Annotated in this window: 14 protein-coding genes and 1 other RNA gene; 5 read left to right on the top strand and 10 right to left on the bottom strand. The window is 57.1% G+C overall.

Features of this window, described 5'->3' with window-relative positions; translation table 11 throughout:
• Window positions 1-3: 3 nt before the first annotated feature.
• The 7 genes from AD944_RS17580 to ffs all read right to left on the bottom strand — a co-directional run bounded on the left by AD944_RS17580 (window position 4) and on the right by ffs (window position 5,271).
• Window positions 4-357: an IS630 transposase-related protein gene (locus AD944_RS17580; protein WP_045541831.1), complete on the bottom strand. Its 354-nt coding sequence runs from the start codon at window positions 355-357 to the stop codon at window positions 4-6.
• Between the two features lie 254 nt (window positions 358-611).
• Entirely contained in the window at window positions 612-1,016 is a 405-nt protein-coding gene (gene folB / locus AD944_RS09245) for a dihydroneopterin aldolase (RefSeq protein ID WP_045541830.1), read from the bottom strand.
• 7 nt (window positions 1,017-1,023) lie between these two features.
• Window positions 1,024-1,824: an SDR family oxidoreductase gene (locus AD944_RS09240; protein WP_045541829.1), complete on the bottom strand. Its 801-nt coding sequence runs from the start codon at window positions 1,822-1,824 to the stop codon at window positions 1,024-1,026.
• Between the two features lie 36 nt (window positions 1,825-1,860).
• Window positions 1,861-2,457 (bottom strand): recombination mediator RecR, encoded by a 597-nt coding sequence (recR, locus tag AD944_RS09235; protein WP_006557591.1) that lies wholly within the window; start codon window positions 2,455-2,457, stop codon window positions 1,861-1,863.
• Window positions 2,458-2,533: 76 nt separating this feature from the next.
• Window positions 2,534-2,857, bottom strand: a complete 324-nt coding sequence (locus AD944_RS09230) for a YbaB/EbfC family nucleoid-associated protein (protein ID WP_006557590.1) — start codon at window positions 2,855-2,857, stop codon at window positions 2,534-2,536.
• A 95-nt stretch (window positions 2,858-2,952) separates the two neighbouring features.
• Window positions 2,953-5,118, bottom strand: a complete 2,166-nt coding sequence (locus AD944_RS09225) for a DNA polymerase III subunit gamma/tau (protein WP_045541828.1) — start codon at window positions 5,116-5,118, stop codon at window positions 2,953-2,955.
• 55 nt (window positions 5,119-5,173) lie between these two features.
• Window positions 5,174-5,271: signal recognition particle sRNA small type (gene ffs, locus AD944_RS09220), an RNA gene on the bottom strand.
• Between the two features lie 112 nt (window positions 5,272-5,383).
• Here ffs and AD944_RS09215 point away from each other — a divergent pair.
• The 5 genes from AD944_RS09215 (at window position 5,384) to AD944_RS09195 (ending at window position 11,046) form a co-directional block, all read left to right on the top strand.
• The gene (locus AD944_RS09215) at window positions 5,384-5,869 is read left to right on the top strand and encodes a hypothetical protein (protein ID WP_035378889.1); all 486 of its coding nucleotides are present in this window, start codon (window positions 5,384-5,386) and stop codon (window positions 5,867-5,869) included.
• A gap of 399 nt (window positions 5,870-6,268) precedes the next feature.
• Window positions 6,269-7,309 carry an N-acetylglucosamine kinase gene (locus AD944_RS09210; protein WP_045541827.1) on the top strand — a complete coding sequence of 347 codons (1,041 nt, stop codon included), beginning with the start codon at window positions 6,269-6,271 and terminating at the stop codon, window positions 7,307-7,309.
• Window positions 7,309-8,613, top strand: coding sequence for a glucose/galactose MFS transporter (gene gluP / locus AD944_RS09205; RefSeq protein ID WP_052427120.1), 1,305 nt, complete (start codon window positions 7,309-7,311; stop codon window positions 8,611-8,613). The genes AD944_RS09210 and gluP overlap by 1 nt, the downstream gene beginning before the upstream one ends.
• A 37-nt stretch (window positions 8,614-8,650) precedes the next feature.
• Window positions 8,651-9,754 carry an N-acetylglucosamine-6-phosphate deacetylase gene (nagA, locus tag AD944_RS09200; RefSeq protein ID WP_045541826.1) on the top strand — a complete coding sequence of 368 codons (1,104 nt, stop codon included), beginning with the start codon at window positions 8,651-8,653 and terminating at the stop codon, window positions 9,752-9,754.
• A 338-nt stretch (window positions 9,755-10,092) separates the two neighbouring features.
• Window positions 10,093-11,046, top strand: coding sequence for an aldo/keto reductase (locus AD944_RS09195; protein ID WP_045541856.1), 954 nt, complete (start codon window positions 10,093-10,095; stop codon window positions 11,044-11,046).
• A gap of 88 nt (window positions 11,047-11,134) precedes the next feature.
• Here AD944_RS09195 and ypfJ read toward each other — a convergent pair whose 3' ends face one another.
• The 3 genes from ypfJ to AD944_RS09180 form a co-directional block, all read right to left on the bottom strand.
• Window positions 11,135-12,004, bottom strand: a complete 870-nt coding sequence (gene ypfJ, locus AD944_RS09190; protein ID WP_045541825.1) for a KPN_02809 family neutral zinc metallopeptidase — start codon at window positions 12,002-12,004, stop codon at window positions 11,135-11,137.
• A 220-nt stretch (window positions 12,005-12,224) separates the two neighbouring features.
• Complete coding sequence (gene mdoH, locus AD944_RS09185; protein WP_045541824.1) at window positions 12,225-14,390, bottom strand: glucans biosynthesis glucosyltransferase MdoH; 2,166 nt, start codon at window positions 14,388-14,390, stop codon at window positions 12,225-12,227.
• Complete coding sequence (locus tag AD944_RS09180; protein WP_035378981.1) at window positions 14,366-15,910, bottom strand: glucan biosynthesis protein; 1,545 nt, start codon at window positions 15,908-15,910, stop codon at window positions 14,366-14,368. The genes mdoH and AD944_RS09180 overlap by 25 nt, the downstream gene beginning before the upstream one ends.
• Between the last annotated feature and the right edge of the window lie 23 nt (window positions 15,911-15,933).

The raw sequence follows: 15,933 nt of genomic DNA, 5'->3' as shown, positions 1-15,933 counted from the left end.
AGGTTATAACCACACCGCACAAAATTCAGGATAGTCCCAAAAGCGTGAGAGCATGCCCGTGTCGGCCTGAACGCCACGCTCCTCGCGCAGTCGGATCGACAGCGCTGCGAGGGTGATATCAGGCTCGGCATCAATGATGGCCAGCAGCCAAACCCGTTCTGGTCTGGTTTTCGAGGGACGATGCCCGCCCGTGCCGGGGCAGCACCGATCCCCGACGCGTCTTGCGCGTTGCACCCATTTGATCGCTGAAGCATCACTCACGCCGAAGCGCCGCGCCGCTGCCCGGCAACTCATACCGTCTTTCTCCACCGCATCAATTACACGGTCTCGTAAATCCTGCGAGTAGGCTTTCGGCACGAAGGCTGGCCTCCTTCACCAGTCTTCATCTTGAAGCACATCAGACGCCCTTTGGAAATCCTATGATTCAAGCTAGTCGCAGTGCGCTCTAAGACTTAAAAAGCGCCACTTCTCACGGAAGATACACTGTCATTTCAATATGAATTTTGGGCAGAAATAGAACATGTGCATCTATTTTATTGAAAACCATCTTTATTTTCAACAAGAAAAGAATAAAAAATAGAATTTGTAGACAGAAAAATTCGGATTCCCCCTCAGCCCCGGGTGGTGGCTCTACGTTCTATTTCTACGCCTACGGATTCAATTTCTTCAAAAACATCCAGTTTTTCAATTTTTATGCGCACAACGCGCACGCGGGCATCTGCCAGAACACCGGCGGCAATGCGTTCCGCCAATGTTTCCACCAGCCTTACATGCCCTTCACTTACAATACGGCGCACCAGAAGCACCACATGCTCGTAAGAGACCGTGCGGCTCAGATCATCTGCGCCCACTTCCAGATCATCCCGATCCAGCACACCAAACGCCACGGAAACGCGGATACGCTGGGTGACACCCTGCTCATGCGGGAAAACGCCAATATGCGCATCCAGCACCATGTTGTTGAGGAACAGGCAGCGCAAAGGCGGTTCATCCGCCCACGGAGCAAAAACTGTCATACGAGGGTTATTCTTCCAAAACAGAACCGGCTGCCGCAGCCGGAGACCACTGCAAATGTTGCCCGCCATCCAGCGCCAGCATCTGCCCCGTAACTGAGGGTAACGCCAGAAGAGCCAGGGCAGCCCGCGCCACTTCTTCTGGCGATGTGCCATGACCCAGGGGTACGGAAGCGCATTGCCGGGCAAATTGTTCCTCACTCTGCCGCACACTGGCCAGAGCAGGGCCGGGGCCTATGGCGTTCACCCGAATGCCATGAGGTGCAAACGCAAGCGCCATGGTCTGTGTCAGGGTCCACAAAGCACTTTTGGACACCGTGTAACTGATAAAATGAGGGGTAAGGGACCACACGCGCTGATCCAGCATGTTCAGCACCATCCCCTCCGCATCCTTGGGGAGCGCCTTGGCAAAAGCCTGCATCAGAACAAATGGCGCACGCAGGTTGGGCTTCATATGCCCGACCCAACTTTCCTTTGTCGCGTCATCCCATTCATCACGCTCAAAGGTTGAGGCATTGTTGACCAGCACCCCAAGCGGACCGCCCAACGCTGCACTTGCCTGTTCCACCAATGGCGAAACAAATTCTTCCCGTGCAAGATCCGCCTTGAGCAGACACGCCTTACGGCCCAGCGCCACAACTTCTTTCCGCGTTTCTTCCGCTGCTTCCGTGTCTCCACGGTAATGAATGGCCACATCAAACCCGGCTTCAGCCAACGCCAGAACAATAGCCTTGCCCAGCCGCGCCTTGCCCCCCGTTACCAATGCCCGACGCGGGATGCGTGAAGAAATTGGAAAAGCATTTATCGCCACGTTATTCTCCGTCTCCGGGTTAGTATACGCTGCTCTTCAGGCAGGCCGTCGGGCGCCCAGAGCCGCCGCCAGTGTACCATCATCCAGCACATCCAGTGCGCCGCCCACAGGCACGCCCTGCGCAACCCGGCTGACGGCTACGCCCTCATAAATCGCCAACCTGTCCATCAGCCAGTGCATGGTGGTGGCCCCTTCAACAGTGGCCCCCAGTGCCAGAATGACTTCACGCACACTGCCACATTCCAGTCTGTCCAGCAGGGGGGCTATATTCAGGTCTTCCGGCCCTATCCCCGCCAGCGGAGAAAGCGTTCCGCCCAGCACCAGATAGACCCCTCTATGCACGCCAGCACGCTCCAGCGCCCACAGATCACCCACCGTTTCCACCACACACACCACGCTGCGGTCCCTTACCGGGTCCGTGCAGATGTGGCAGGGGTCAACCGTGTCCAGATTGCCGCAGGTGGAACAGGTTTTGACAGCATTACCGGCATGTTCCAGCGCGCGGGCCAGCGGCACCAGGCGCGCCTGAGGATCACGCAGCAGAAACAGGGCAATGCGCCGGGCCGAACGCGGGCCAAAGCCCGGCAACCGCCCCAGAAGCTTGATAAGCTGCTCTATTTCCTGCCCGCGCATCCTGCACTCCGCCTGTCTTCTCCATCCGCTCTGCATCGCGCCCGCCATGTCATGCGGGCACGCATTGCGCGATGGATCAGAACGGCAGCTTCATACCTGCGGGCAGGTTCAGCCCACCGGTGACTTTCTGCATTTCTTCCGCTGCCTTGGCATCCAGCTTGGTGCGGGCATCAGCACAGGCCGCCACGATCAGGTCCTGCAACATTTCCATTTCTGCAGGGTCTGCCAGTTTGGGGTCGATGGTGATGGAGCGCATATCACCCTTGCCGCTCAGCACGACCTTGACCATGCCAGCACCAGCAGCGCCTTCAATGTTCATCGCTTCCAGCGTGGCCTGCATGGCTTCCATCTTTGCCTGCATCTGGGTCGCCTGCTTCATCAGTCCGGCAAGATTTTTCATGGTTTACTCTCCCTGTCTGACCGCAGTGCAGCGGTCTGGTCTGGGGTGGTTTTCCACCCTGTCGTTAAAGCCGGAGGTTCCGGCCGATATCCGGCTCAATCCATGGATGAACCGGGATCGAATGGTCGTTCATCCTCGTCCAGCAGTTCGGCGTCAAGCGGTGCAAATACAAGGTCTGGCACCTCCTCAGGGGGCAGGCCGTAATCATCCAGCCCGTGGTCACGCACTTCACCTAGTTCCGCATCCGGGAAAGTGGCCAGAATGGCTTTAACCAGCGGATGTGCCTTGGCAGTGCGGCGTTGGAACTGGATGATTTCCGCACCCTGTTCGTCCAAAGTGGGCTCCCCGGCCTCATCCGAGGTCTTGACCCGCCATTGCTGATGAGTGGCGTGCTCAAGCACACGCTGAAGCTGCCGCCCCAGATCAGACGGAACGCCAACCTCCGGCCGCACCACAATGTCACCCGGCGCGAAGGAAACCAGATGCACTGCATTCCGCAAATGCCCATGCAGCAGGGCTTCCCTCCGGTCCTTGACCAAGGCCACGGCCTCACGCCACGTGCGGGGCATGGGAGCAATGCTTGGTTGTGCAGGTTCGGAAGGTTCTACCGCTGGCTCAGCCGCAACCTGAGGCGCCTGCTCTTCACCCTGAGCAGGCTCTCGGGCAATATCGGGCTGCACAGCCATGACAGAGGTGCCTCCGACCATTCTCAAAGCAGGCGGAGGTTCTTCCGGTTGATGAGCGGATGTGTCCGGCCGCGCTGAAGACGCTGATGAGGCGGAAGGACTGCCATCGCCATCCAACCCGGTTCCTGTCTGTGGCGCAGGACGCTGGGCAGACGCTTCCTCCCATGGGGGATGAACGTCTGACGTCTCGGTGTGCGCAGAAGGAAGTGACCCATTCTGCCCACTCATCCCAGAAGAAGAAGTCTGTGCACCGCCCGCCAAAGGTGGGGCTGGAGTGTTTTCTTGCCCGGACAGACGTTTGATCAGATCAGCCGGGGAGGGAAGGTCCGCCACGTAACAAAGGCGGATCAGCACCATATCGGCGGCGGCGCGTCTGTCCGGTGCGGACTCAACTTCCTGCACGCCTTTCACCAGCATCTGCCAGGCACGCATCAGCACCGGCACGGGCAGTTTTTCTGCCATTTCCGTGCCGCGTACCCGCTCAGCCTCTGGCAGATCGGCCGAATCCCGCAGGGAAGGAACAGCCCGCAGGCGGGAAATGGTATGCACCAGTTCCAGCATGTCCCCCAGCATCAGGCCGGGGTCTGCACCCCGCGCATGGGCTGCATCAGCCAGCGCCAGCGCCTTGTCCGGTTTGCCGGTAAACGTGGCTTCCAGCAGATCAAAAACCACCTGCCGATCCGCCAGCCCCAACATGTCACTGACAAGAGCAGCACCAATTTCCTCTGATGCTCCATCCGGCCCCGTGCCCTGGGCAATGGCCTGATCAAGCAGGGAAAGACCATCACGCACCGAGCCATCCGCCGCGCGGGCAATCAGTGACAGAGCCTCGGAGGAGAGACGCACCTGTTCCTTTTCCGCAATGCGGGCAAACAGGGCGGCCAGATCTGCCTGCGGCACACGGCGCAGGTCAAACCGCTGGCAGCGGGACAGCACCGTTACCGGCACCTTGCGCAGTTCCGTCGTGGCAAAAATGAACGTGACCTGTGCAGGCGGCTCTTCCAGCGTTTTCAGCAACGCATTGAACGCGTTGCGGGAGAGCATGTGCACTTCGTCAATAATGAAGACCTTCATCCGCCCCTGCATGGGCCGGAAGCGCGTGGCTTCTATAATCTCACGCACATCATCCACCCCCGTGCGGGAGGCAGCATCCATTTCCAGCACATCGGGGTGGCGGTCATTCAGAATGGCGACGCAATTGGCGCACACACCACACGGATCTGGCGTGGGGCCACCCTTGCCATCCGGCCCGATACAGTTGAGCGCACGGGCGATAATGCGGGCCGTGGTGGTTTTCCCCACCCCGCGCACACCTGTCAGCATAAAGGCGTGGGCCACGCGCCCCAGCGCAAACGCATTGCGCAGCGTGCGCACCATGGCTTCCTGACCAATCAGGTCATCAAACGTGGTGGGGCGATATTTCCGGGCAAGAACACGATAGGGGGAGCCAGATGGCGCACTCACCACAGGCGCAGAAGCCGGAGAAGGGTCTTCTCCAAACAGACCGGGGCCTTCCATAACAGGATCGGGAAGCCCCTCATCCTGAGAAAGCTGCGCATCGGTCTTATCGGTCATGACAGTTCCGAAGAGTAAGAGTCACGCCCGCAAGAACTGGCCAAGGGCGGAAAACGGTGGAAAGCCGGACAATGACCCGGGCGAAACTTACTGTGGCTGCTTCCTTCCGGATCTGACCTGGTCAACAAGGTGCCCGTCCACCGCCGACTTTCCACCTCGGTAGATAGCACCAAACGCTGGCACATGCCAACCCTGCACATCTCGGAACCACTTTGGGGCGTTTCCCTCTTGGCCTTGAGGCAATGAGCACGCTAGGACAGAAATCATGGGAGCATCCAGCCCCGTTTCCTCAAGTGCAGAGAGTGTGAGCGTGCCCAGATTCAGCCAGCCCTTTCTTGTTGCAGCCCTGCTTTTTGCTGCGTTTTCAGCCCCGCTGACGGGCCACGCTGAAGAAAGCGAGCCAAACGGGGAGAACAGCGAAGTCCGCAGCAAAGTGCCCAACATGCAGTTGCAGAAGGAATTGGCCGTGCTTCAGTTCAAGCCGGAAGCTGCCAGTGAAGCCTGCATCGGCTCCCTGAAAGAGCTGCACAAAACCCAGGCTCAGCTTGAAGAAGAACAGACGCGCACGCATGATCAGGATCTGGCCATTGCGCAGGACGTGCTGGAATCAGATTTTGAGAACTCCATAGAACTCTGCTCTCCGGATGTGCGCAAGCTCTGTGAAACACAGAATCCAGATGTACGGCTGGCGCGGGCCTGTGAGCAGTTGGGAAGCCTGCCAGATGGAGACAGCGCCGGGCAGGAAGACTGAGCCAAGAGCCGCTCTTTAAGTTTCTGCAACAGCGCTCCTCAATGGCTGCTTCCACCCGCAGAAAGAGAAATACGACCATGTGAGCCCGCTGAAACAGCGAAACCGAGTTTCAAGAGCATGCACAATGTCTTGAAAAATGCGTTCCAGAACGGCTTTTAGAACATATCAGAAAACGGGAAAACGGCGCTTAAAGTCCGCCACCAGAACGTGACACCCCAAACCTCTGTTTTCCGCGTTATGAAGACTATCCTCAGGCTTCCTGGCGCAGCCTCTTACCCTTGGGTTAAGGGCTCTTATTCATACGGCAACTGGTGGCTGGCCGGAAAAGGTTATAGGCTTTCCGAAACGAAGCTGCGCCATCCGGCAGTAGTTTTTCCAAGGCAACCGAAGTTCCGGCCCATGCATGATCCTGCGTTTCCTGCTCCGTCTTCCTCTGTTCCGGCCATTCTGGCCGTTGATGGTGGTGGTACCAAAACCGCTGCCGTGCGTATCGGGCAGGATGCGAGCGTGCAGGCCTACCAGACCACCGGGGGCAGCAACCCTTTTGACCAATCCGGATGGCAAGAGGTGCTGACGGATCTGGTAACGCCCATGAGCGAAGGCGTACTGGCGTTTGCATTCGGACTGGCAGGGTATGGAGAAAACCGTGCTTTTGGTGAAACCATCCGCACCCATCTCCACAGCTTGTGCCCCAATGGTGTCTTTACCCTGAGCAATGATGTGGACATGGCCTGCAATGGCGCTTTCGCGGAGGGAGCCGGTGTCCTGCTGCTTTCCGGCACAGGGGCCATTGCATGGGCACGCAATGCTCTTGGCCAGACCACCCGCGTTGGCGGCTGGGGCAGCACCTTTGGGGACGAAGGAAGCGCCTACTGGATTGGCCGCAAAGCCCTGCAATTACTCTGTCAGGCGTTTGATGGACGTGCGCCTGACGCCGTGCCTTTTGCGCGCCGCCTGTGTGCCCACATGGGTTGGGCGGACACGAACCCCGCCGCCATGGATGCCCTGCTAGGGTGGCACGCCGCACAGGCTCGCCCCCGTTCAGCCGTGGCACAATGCGCACGCCTTGTGGACACGCTGGCAGAAGAAGGCTGCCCACAGGCACTTGCCCTCCTGAAGGCTGCGGCAGTCGAACTGGCACGCTGCGTACAAACGGCACGTGCCCATTTTGAGCCCGACACCGTTGGCATGGCTCCTCTGCCGTGGAGTTATGCTGGTAGTGTTTTCAACAGCAGGCTGATCCGCACGGAGCTTGCCACGTTGTGCGGCACGCCCCAGCCCCCACGCCTGCCGCCACTAGGTGGAGGCATTCTGCGTGCGGCACGGCAGGCTGGGTGGCGCATTGATTCAGACTGGATTTCTACTCTGGCAGAAAATCTCCAGACCCTTCCTGCCACCCATCCTCTTCCGGCACGTCAAGCAGAAAAGGCCGGTTCCTGATGCCCATGGCCAACTCTCCTCCGGCCCACCCCTCCCCGGAAAACAGATTATGCCCCGCGGGTGCGTATGGCTGGACACCTTTGTGTCTGACAGCAATGCTGTTTTTCCTGATCGGGTTTGTCACGTGGCTGAACGGACCGTTGATCTCTTTTGTAAGAGTATCTTTCTCTCTTGATGATATCAGCGCTTTTCTTATTCCTCTTGTTTTTTATTTTTCGTATTTCTTTTTTGCCATTCCGGCCTCATGGATTATTGCTCGCACCGGCCTGAAACGTGGCCTGTCCCTTGCGCTGACAATCATGGCCCTGGGCATGGCCTGTACGGGCCAGTTTATTGCGGCGGGAATATATGAAGCTGCTTTGGCAGGACTGCTGATTCTGGGAGGAGGTCTTGCACTATTGCAGGTAGCTGTAAATCCTTATGTCAGTTTTCTTGGACCTACCCCAAAAGCGGCCCAGCGCATTGCCATTATGGGAATATGCAACAAATTTGCCGGTATTCTGGCTCCTATTGTGCTGGCAACGTTGGTTATGGGCGATATTGAAGGTGTGTCTCAACGCGCTGCTGGCATGACAGATCCCGCAGCGCGCGCCGCTCTTCTCAGCCAGTTTGTACAGGCCATTTACTGGCCATATCTCGGCATGGCACTACTGATGCTGCTTGCCGCAGGCGGGGTTGCGCTTTCAAGCCTGCCAGATCTTCAGCCTCCTGAAAAAACCCTTCCCTTGAGCACTGTTTCCCATTTTTCAGAAACAAGCCGCATTCTGCTTTCTTCTCATGTTCTGTGCGGTATTGCCGCCATGTTTCTCTATGTGGGTGTAGAGGTCATGGCCGGAGACGCCATTGGAACATATGCGCAGGGGTTTGGTCTTCCCCTTAACCAGACACGGTTTTTTACCGCACTTACTCTAACGGGCATGTTAGTGGGGTATTGTCTGGGCATGGTTTGCACACCCCGTTTCTGTTCGCAGGAACGTTATACCCTGTATTCCTGCATAGCGGGCAGCATACTCAGCCTGCTGGCGTTTCTGGGGCATGGGTATGGCTCCGTTCTCTGTATCGCGCTTCTGGGTGTGGCAAATGCCATGATTTTTCCAGGACTATTCCCAACTGTTCTTAAAAATACGGGAAAGGCTGCTCCTCTTGTTTCGGCTTTTCTGGTGATGGCCTATTGTGGGGGCGGTATTCTGCCGCAGCTTTTTGTGTGGCTAAAAACCCTGTTTGGCTTTCAGGGTGTTTTTACCAGCCTGACGGTAGGCGGCTATGCGCTGATTGCACTTTATATGCGCCGTTCCGCCACCTGATTTTTCACATTTATCTTGCCAGCCAAAGAGTTCTGCCATGCACACCCTTAGCGGACACCTTGTTCTTCCCGATCAGATCCTGCCTGGAACCATCACATTTTCAGAAAACATACAGGATATTTCAGCCAATACGTCCGTACCAGACCGCTATATTCTGCCGGGGTTTATTGATGGCCACGTTCATGGCGGGAATGGCGCAGATACCATGGACGGCGTGGAGGCCATTCATACTCTTGCACGTTTTCATGCCGCCCATGGCACCACCACTATTCTGCCCACCACCATCACCCGGCCATGGGGAGATGTGATGGATACCCTGCGGGCTGTAGCAGATGTTGTACGCACTCAATGCCCCGGTGGCCCCATGGTGTATGGCGCGCATCTGGAAGGGCCATTTGTCAGCCCCCACAAACTGGGCGCGCAACCGCCTTACGCCATTCCTCCAACACCAGACCGGGTACAGGAAGCCCTTGCCACCGGCTGCGTAAAAGTGGTGACACTGGCACCAGAGCTTCCCCATGCGGAAGAGGCCATGCTGCAATTTGTGGCGGCAGGTGTGCGCGTTAGCATGGGCCATACGGTGGCCTCCTATGAACAAACCGAAAAAGCGATCTGCCATGTCTGTTCCGCCGGAGGAGTTGTGGGAGCCACGCATCTGTTCAACGCCATGGCTCCCATTACCAGCCGCAAACCCGGCCCCGTAACGGCCCTGATGTGTAGTGACGCTTATGCAGAAATGATTTTTGACACGCATCATGTTCATCCCGCCACGTTCCAACTGGCACATAAGGTGATGGAAGACAGGCTGCTTTTTGTAACAGATGCCATGCGGGCAACAGGTTTGCCGGAAGGCCCCAGCCAGTTGGGTGGGCAGGATGTGATTGTCAAAGACGGCGCGGTGCGTCTGCCTGATGGAAGTCTGGCGGGGAGTGTGCTGACACTGGATGTTGCCTTGCGCAATGCCTTGCAGACAGGCACGCCACTGGTTAAAGCCGCAGCCCTCCTCAGCAGTAATCCGGCATGCTATCTTGGCCTTACGGACCGAGGCACGCTGGAGGCAGGCAAACGCGCAGACTATGTGGTGACAGATAGCAGTTTCATGGTGCAGGAAGTGTGGGTTGGTGGCCAGCGTATCCACTGAGCTAAATGAAAAACATCCCTCAGGCGTGTCGCACCCCAACATCACCCCGTTCTGACACGTAAAAACCGAGTGGACAGATTTTTCAAATAGCTCCCCTTTTTGTCATGTCTGCGTGTTAACTGGCATAATATGCAGACCTGATTTCTCAAGGGAACAAGCCAGAACGCCGTGCGTTTTGGTGCCATGTTTGTGGCTGGTTTCTTCAGCGAGAACCTCTCTCCTGAACACTGAGCGTTAAGGAGAGGCTCCGCCATGCGCAGACGGATGCCAAAGGCATTTTATTCCGTCCTGTCATGCCTTAACGGATGGAAAAACCGGCTAGAAAAAAGGAATATATCATGGAATTTCGCCCTCTTGGCAAAACGGATCTGAACATTGCGCCCATCGTGTTTGGGGGAAATGTATTTGACTGGACCATTGATGAGAGAACCAGTTTTTCCATTCTGGATGCCTTTGTGGATTATGGCTTCAACGCCATTGATACGGCAGATGTCTATTCCCGATGGAGCCCCGGCAATGAAGGTGGAGAATCTGAAACTGTTATCGGCAACTGGCTGAAGGCCAATCCCGGCAAGCGGGATCAGGTGCTGATTTTCACCAAGGTGGGGTCAGACCTTGGCAAGCCCGAAGAAAAAGGGCTTTCAGAACGGTGGATCATGCAAGCAGTTGACAGATCTCTCAAACGCTTGGGAATTGAGCGGATTGACCTCTATTTCTCTCATTGGCCAGATCCGGAAACACCTTACGAAGAAACACTTGGCGCGTATGACAAACTGCTGAAGGCCGGAAAAATCCGTGCTATAGGTGCCTCCAACCTGAACGCCGAGCAATTACAGGCCTCTCTGGATGCAGCCAGAACCCACGCACTGCCGCGCTACGATGTGCTGCAGCCGGAATACAATCTGTATGATCGATCCTCTTACGATGGCGCATTGCGTGATCTGTGCATCAAGGAAGAGCTTGGCGTGGTGACGTACTACAGCCTTGCTTCCGGCTTTCTGAGTGGTAAATACCGCAGCAAGGCTGACCTTGCCCAAAGCACACGGGGAGAAGGCATTGAGAAATATCTCACGCCGCGCGGCACCGCCATTCTACAGGCACTTGATACCGTGGCAGCCCGCCATAATGCCAAGCAGGCAGAAATTGCGCTGGCATGGCTGATTGCCCGTAAGGGGGTGACTGCCCCCATTGCCAGCGCCACCCGCCGCGAACACGTGGCCAGTTTTGCAAAAGCCGCGCAACTGGAACTCAGCGCGGACGACATCAAGGAGCTTGATACCGCCAGCGCCTGAAAACGGCTTTTCAGCCTTTGAAAGCTGTTTGAAAAGACACCGGCAGCAAAAGGGCATGGCCCGAAAGGACTTTTAAAAGGCAGCCCCGTTATAGAGAGGGGCTGCCAAAAGTATTACACTGGCGGATATCACCCGAATTAAGCCCCCGGCGGAACCACTGCACCCGCTGCGCGGACGTTCCGTGAGTAAAGCTATCCGGCACGGCGTAACCCCGCGCCATTTTCTGCAACCGGTCATCACCCACGGCGGCGGCGGCGTTCATGCCCTGTTCAACATCGCCCGTCTGCAAGATTTGTTTCGCGTCATTCGCGCGCTTGGCCCACACGCCAGCAAAGCAATCCGCCTGCAATTCTATCCTGACAGACACACCGCCTTCACCCGTTTCAGACAAACTGCTTCTCTGGGTCTGTGCCTGCTGCATGATGCCAAGTTCATTCTGAACATGATGCCCGATTTCATGAGCAACGACATAGGCTTTGGCAAAATCTCCGCCAGCCCCAAGCCGGCCCTGCAATTCCTGAAAAAAGGCGAGGTCGAGATATACTTTATGATCCGCCGGGCAATAAAACGGCCCGACTGAGGTCTGCGCATATCCACACCCTGATGGCTCTCCGCCGCTAAACAGCACCAGATGCGGTTCGTGATATGTGCGGCCCATCTGCTGAAAATAGGTGGTCCAGACATCTTCCGTGGAGGCCAGAACGCTGGAGATGAACCGCTTTTGTGCATCATTCCCGGGAGCAGGCCCCTGCTGTGCCACCATTGACCCAGTCCCCGCAGACGGCGCGCCGCCCTCCAGCAGATTAAGCACCAATCGGGGATCGACTCCAAAATAGAGCGCGCCCAGCACAAGAACCAGCCCGCCTATGCTGCCGATACGGATGGGCGCACGCCCTCCGCCGCCCGAACCGCGCCTGTCCTCGATATTGCTGCTTTGGCGTTCATCATCCAGACGCATGATTTTTCTGTCCTGTTCTGTCGCAGCCTGACCTGCGCGGTCTGCTTCTCAGTCTACTGTGTCTGCAATGTGTGTGCGGTATAAAAAATTTGCCAAGCCAATATGGCAGGCGGGATAAGCGGCTCTCGGCATTGGCTGTTATGCCAATGCTTCCGCCTTGATCCGTTCATCCCGCCTTTTCAACGTCACGTAACCTGTTTTGTTACGCTGCTCTGGCCTCTTACTCTGGCAAACGCAAAATAGCGTCCACGCCCTCACTACACCCAAGAACAGCCGCCTTTTCCTTGGGAGAGAGTGCCCGCTCTGCCGCGGCCAACGTGGGAGCCTCTTCCACCTTCACCAGTCCCACCAGCCTTTCCGCATTGATGGGATCACCCGCCTTGCGGGCTGGGGGCAACATGGCACGGTGCGCGGCCAGCAGACTCGTATCTGCACGCAGGGCACGCAGGGCATCATCCGGCAGTTGGGGCGCTTCATCGCTTTCCTGCGCATGTTCCAGTTTTTTCAGCACATCCGGCGGATATGTTTCTTCCGGCACCAGCAGCAGCCCGGCCTTGCGGAAATTCTGCCCTACGGCGCGGCTACTGGTTAGCGCCACCAAGGGAATGGAAAATACCAGTCCCAACAGAACAGGCGTCATCCAGAAAAACAGGGAGGGAGAAACCACCCACGCGCCAATACCCAAAACCAGCCCGAACAGGGTGAATTTGGCATATTGCTGCACCACCACCATCAGCGGAAAACCGCCATCATCGCGGCGCTGCGTATTCCAGCCGGAATCATGCCCGGAAAGAATGGACATCACCCCGGATGTCTGGATCAGCATGGCGATGGGTGCGATCAGACCACCAATCAGCGTTTCCACCAGAACTGACCCCGCGGCTCTGATAGCGCCGCCACACCCTTTGCAGGTCACCCGGTCAAACAGCAGGGCAACATACGCCAGCAGTTTAGGGGCCAGCAGAATGGCCATGGTGCCGATAAACACATATTTCGCCTGTACCGGGTCAACATGTGGCCAATGAGGGTAAAGGGTTTTTGTATCCCCAAAATATTCAGGCCGCTCAAAGTGTGCCTGTAGGGAGATCAGAATACCGGTCAGCAAAAACACCAGCCACAGGGGGGAGGTAACATAAGCCCCGATCCCCACAATCATGTGCATGCGGCTGATCCAGTGCAGGCCCTTGGTGGGCAGAACTTTCACATGCTGCAAGTTGCCCTGACACCAGCGGCGGTCACGAATGGCCACATCTGTCAGGGAAGGGGGGCTTTCCTCGTAAGATCCATCAAGAGCAGGCACCATATGAATGGCCCAGCCCCCACGCCGCATCAACGCAGCTTCGACAAAATCATGACTGAGAATATGCCCGCCAAAAGGCGGCCGCCCCGGCACATGCGGGAGACCGGCCTGCCCCGCAAAAGCGCGAGTACGAATAATGGCATTATGGCCCCAGTAATTCCCTTCCGAGCCATGCCACCACGCAATACCATGCGCAATAATCGGTCCATACACGCGGCCAGCAAACTGCTGCATGCGCGCAAATAAGGTGGTGCCCCCTACAATAACCGGCAAAGTCTGAATCAGGCCGACCGTAGGGTGCCGCTCCATGGCGCCAGCCATACGCACCAGCGTTTCTCCGGACATAACGGAGTCCGCATCCAGCGTGACCATTTGCTCATAGGCTCCGCCAAAGCGGCGTACCCATTCGCCCACATTCCCAGCCTTGCGTTCCACATTGTTATGGCGGCGTCGATAGAAAATGTTCTGGTGGCCACCTGTCTGCTCGCGCAGAGCCAGAAAGGCGGCTTCCTCTTCAATCCATACATCAGGATTTGTGGTGTCAGACAGGATGAAAAGATCAAACGCTCCCATCTGCCCGGTTTCCCGAAGGCTCAGATAAATGGCCTTCAGGCCCGCCATGACGCGATGAGGCGGTTCGTTATAGGTTGGCAACAACAGAGCCGTACGGCTGCGCAGTTCCGGCAACGGGCCGGAGCGCGTAATGCCAAGACCCAGACCACCGCGGGTAATGAGAGACACAAACCCTGCCAGCGCAGAGGTAAACGCCAGCGCAATCCACATGAACAGCGCCACAAACAGCACCAACATGATCAACCCAAGGGTAGAGACACCGTTGGCGTCCAGAACCTTGTGTGTACGCCATGCGCCGTATGCCGTCAGGGCAAAGGCCGACCCCAGCACCGCCAACCGCCGGAACACAACAGTGCGCGGCGATGTTACGGGTATGCGGGGCCGCCCCTCACAATCCGGTGCTGCGTGCAGATCCTGCACGGGCATGATGAGAGGGGCTTCTGGCGGCAAAGCCTGAAACGGTGTGGTTCCCTGCGTTGCCTGCATGCTCAGGGCGTCCACCGGTAGAGCCATTCTTCTGAAACCGGCCCTGTATCAGAGGCCAGAACACAACGCAGCTCCGCCAGTTTTTCATCCCCCGGCACAAACTCGAAGGTGGTGCGCCACCCGTTGATATTGGGATTGGGTTCCACCACCACATTGCGGATGGTGCCGACCGATGCCTGCGGCACCAGATGGAAGTGCGCATCCTTGGGCAGATGGTCAAACGGAGAGCCCATGAAATCAATGGCGAAGAAGCGGGCGTTCTTGTCATCGGTTACAGACCCAACCCGCGTTGCCCCAATCCGAGCCAGAGAGGTGGGGAAGGGGTTATCCCACCCCCAGTACATGCGATACGTGAAACTGTATTCCTTGCCCGCCGCCAACGGCACCTTGGGCCGCCAGAAGGAAACAATATTGTCATTCACTTCGTTGGGCGTCGGAATTTCCACCAGATCTACCCAGCCTTCTCCCCAATCTCCAATGGGTTCAATCCACAGAGACGGGCGTTTTTCGTAATTCAGAGCCAGATCTTCAAAATCATGGAAGTTCCGGCGCCGCTGCATCAGCCCAAAACCACGGGGCGAGACATCATTGAAAGCAGAGAACTGGAGGTCCAGCGGGTTGCGCAGGGGCCGGAAAAGCTGCTGGCCGCTGCCCGTCCACATTTGCAGGGCTTCACTGTCATGCGCAGCCGGCCGCCAGTCATCCACATGGTTGTGGTCATTGGCGTCAAAATAGAACATGCCGGTCAACGGCGCGATGCCGGACTGGCTGATCTTGGTGCGCGGGAACAGAGTGGACTGGACATCAAAAACCGTGGTGTCACCCGGCCGGATGGTAAAGCGGAATGCCCCTGCAACGGATGGACTATCCAACAACGCATGAATGACAATGGACTGAACATTGGGCTGCGGCTTTTCCAGCCAGAAGGCACGGAACAGCGCAAATTCCTCGCCTTTTGGGTCACCCGTGCCATCTGCAAAACCGCGGGCGGAAAGACCGTAATTCTGCCCCTTGCCGACAGCCCGAAAGTAGGACGCCCCTAGAAATACACAGAATTCTTCCATCACGCCCGGCGTATTGATGGCCGTGCGCAAGCGCAGGCCAGCAAACCCCAGATCATCCGTGACCTCCAGCGAGGGATCTCCGTAGGAGAACAGGTCTGGTGTGTAGGGAACAGCGGCGGATTGGCCGTCTTTCACTTCGTAGATTTCAATGCGGGGGCGATAGAGAAAGCCGCGAGGGAAAAACTCGGCGTCAAAAGCAAGATTCTCGCCATGCCACAGCGCCTTTTCTTCCCGATAGGCAATGCTGCGGAACTGATCAAAGTTCAGATTATCAATGGCTTTGGGCAAAGACTGATCCGGAGCCTTGTAAGGTGCACTGGCAAGCTGCTTGGCAATCTGACGTACCGTGCCATCATCAAACGCGCCGATTGCGCCGTTCAGCCCTTCCGCTCTGGCCTTGCTCACCACACCACTGGCCAGAGAAGCAAGGGTGGCCCCGGCCCCAACCTTTATTAAGTCACGTCGCTGAATGGATGATGACACACCAATCTCCCGCATTCCGTTAA

Origin of the sequence: Acetobacter tropicalis, from assembly GCF_001580915.1 — a bacterium.
GTDB lineage: Bacteria > Pseudomonadota > Alphaproteobacteria > Acetobacterales > Acetobacteraceae > Acetobacter > Acetobacter tropicalis.
This window is presented reverse-complemented; position numbering and strand designations above follow the sequence as displayed.